This window comes from Pseudomonas sp. GM84 (assembly GCF_000282535.1).
GTDB lineage: Bacteria > Pseudomonadota > Gammaproteobacteria > Pseudomonadales > Pseudomonadaceae > Aquipseudomonas.
The window spans coordinates 1-1920 of sequence record NZ_AKJC01000237.1 but is presented as its reverse complement, the minus strand read 5'-3'; the positions used below and the strand labels follow the sequence as shown (position 1 = coordinate 1920).

Sequence of the window (1920 nt, the reverse complement as noted above, 5' to 3'; positions counted from 1 at the left end):
GCGCAAATCGAGCGCCGCCCGCGCGGCGCATCGCGAGCAAGCTCGCTCCTACATTTGTTGCAACGTGCCTATGTCTGTCAGGCCATGGTTGTTCGCCTTTGGTGCATGGCGATAAATGAGGGTAGGCGCCAGCGCCAACCCTAAAATCGAGTTGTAGGAACGGATTTATTTGCGATGCTTCACCGGCCTCTTCGCGGGACAAGCCCGCTCCCACAGACACCCCCACTGTTCTTGCGGGCGGTGTTTACCTGTGGGAGCGGGCTTGTCCCGCGAATGGGGCGCAAAGCGCCCCCGCCAATCACAACCCCTCCAACTCCGCCATCAGGTCACTCAACCGATCCACCTTCTCCTCATCCAGCGCACTGTCCTGCAACCCGCGCACATACGCCGCCAACGCCTCCACCGTGCTGCACTCGAACATCGCCCGCAGCGGCACATTAAGCTGCAACTGCTTCTGCACCCGCGACGCAATCTGCGTTGCCAGCAACGAATGCCCGCCGAGTTCGAAGAAGTTGTCATGCACCCCTACCCGCTCAGCCTTGAGCACATCGGCCCAGATGCCGGCGAGCACCTCTTCCAGCTCATCACGCGGCGCCAGGTAGGCCTGGCTATGCTGCCCGCCGATATCGATGGCCGGCAGGGCCTTGCGGTCGAGCTTGCCGTTGGCGTTGTGCGGCAGGCTGTCGAACCAGCCCCAGTGCAGCGGCACCATGTATTCCGGCAGCTCGGCGCGCAGGCGTTGCTTGACCTGCTCAAGCAGCGCTGCATCGGCGCTGACACCTTGGTGAGCCACCAGGTAGCCAACCAGGTGCTTGCCATTGACGCCTTCCTGCACGCCCACGGCGGCATCACGCAGCTCGGGCTGCTCGTGCAGACGGGCCTCGATCTCGCCCAGCTCGATGCGGAAACCGCGGATCTTCACCTGGTGGTCGATACGCCCGACATACTCCAGCACGCCGTCCGGCCGCTGCCGCGCCAGGTCACCGGTGCGGTACAGCCGCTCGCCCGGTGCACCGTGCGGATGCGGGATGAAGGCCAGCGCAGTACGCACCGGGTCACCGACATAGCCACGCCCGACGCCGGTACCGGCAACGCACAGCTCGCCGACAGCCCCCAGCGGCACCAGGGCCTGGTCCTCGCCGTACAGGTACAGGCGGTTGTTATCGGTCGGTGTGCCGATCGGCAGGTAGCTGCCGCGGGTCGACGCGCGGTCGACACGGAAGAACGCCACATCGTCCGAGCACTCCGCCGGACCGTAGGCGTTCACCAGGCCAATCCGCGGGTAACGCTGCAGCCATTGCGCCGCCAGCTCCGGCGGCATGGCTTCACCGGTCGGCAGCATCCAGCGCAGGCCGTCCAGGGCCTGGTGGTCGTTGGCCAGCATGCCCTGGATCAGCGATGGCACGCTTTCCAGCACGGTAATGCCGGTGGCCTGCACATGGGCCAGCAGGCCCTGCGGATCGTGGGCGATGGCGTTCGGCACGATCTCGACCTTGGCGCCGAACAGCGGTGCGGCAAGGAATTGCCATACCGAAATATCGAAGCTCTGCGAAGCGGTCTGGGCGATCACGTCGTGCTCGCTCAAGGCCAGGTACGGCACCTTGCTCAGCTGGTTGTTGAGCATGCCGCGCTGCTCGACCATCACGCCCTTGGGCAGGCCGGTGGAGCCGGAGGTATAGATCACGTAGGCAAGGTTGTCCGGCCCACTGTGAATGCCGGGGTTGTGGCTGGCGATGTGGCTGCCCTGGACCTCTTCCCACACCAGCAGCTGCGGCCGGGCCACGCCCGCCAGTTCGTCCAGCAACTGCCGCGCCTGCTCGGCACAGGCCGCGCTGCACACCAGCATCGGGGTGCGGCTGAGCTCGACGATGCGCTGCAGGCGCGCCGAAGGCAGGCCCGGGTCCAGCGGCAGGTAGCCGG

Annotated in this window: 1 protein-coding gene; it reads right to left on the bottom strand. The window is 66.0% G+C overall.

Annotated features, from left to right (window positions below; all coding sequences use genetic code 11):
* Positions 1 to 298: 298 nt before the first annotated feature.
* Positions 299 to 1920 (bottom strand): amino acid adenylation domain-containing protein (locus tag PMI38_RS19050; RefSeq protein ID WP_008097332.1); only part of this gene is annotated, 1622 nt, incomplete at its 5' end.